Raw genomic sequence first — 635 nt, 5'->3', positions numbered from 1 at the left:
GCCAAGGTCAATCTCAACCTGCGCAACTTCTACATCAACCGCAACTTCACCAACCCGAACAACGCTCAAGGCAAAGCCGAGGAATGGACCCAGAGTTTCATTCTCGACGCCAAGTCCGGGTTTACCCAGGGCACGGTTGGCTTCGGCATGGACGTGCTGGGCATGTACTCGGTCAAGCTCGATGGCGGCCGTGGCACTGCCAATACCGGTTTGCTGCCGGTCCACGATGGCGGTCACCCGGCCGATGACTTCGGTCGCCTGGGCGTCGCGCTCAAGGCCAAAGTGTCGAAAACCGAACTGAAGGTCGGCGAATGGATGCCGGTGCTGCCGATCCTGCGCTCTGACGACGGCCGCTCCCTGCCGCAGACCTTCCGCGGCGGTCAGGTCACCTCCACCGAGATCAACGGCTTGAGCCTCTACGGCGGCCAGTTCCGCGCCAACAGCATGCGCAACGACGCGAGCATGGAAGACATGTCCATGAACGGTCGTGGTGCGTTCCTCTCCGATCGCTTCAACTTCGGCGGCGGCGAATACGCCTTCAACGACAAGCGCACTCAAGTCGGCGTCTGGTACGCCGAACTGTCGGACATCTACCAGCAAAAATATTTCAACCTGACCCACAGCCAGCCCATCGG

The 635-nt window shown here is 60.8% G+C and carries 1 protein-coding gene; it reads left to right on the top strand.

The features are described from left to right. Nucleotides 1–635 (top strand): OprD family outer membrane porin (locus HU811_RS27110; protein WP_186659196.1); only part of this gene is annotated, 635 nt, incomplete at both ends.

This window comes from Pseudomonas tehranensis (assembly GCF_014268615.1).
GTDB lineage: Bacteria > Pseudomonadota > Gammaproteobacteria > Pseudomonadales > Pseudomonadaceae > Aquipseudomonas > Aquipseudomonas tehranensis.
This window is presented reverse-complemented; position numbering and strand designations above follow the sequence as displayed.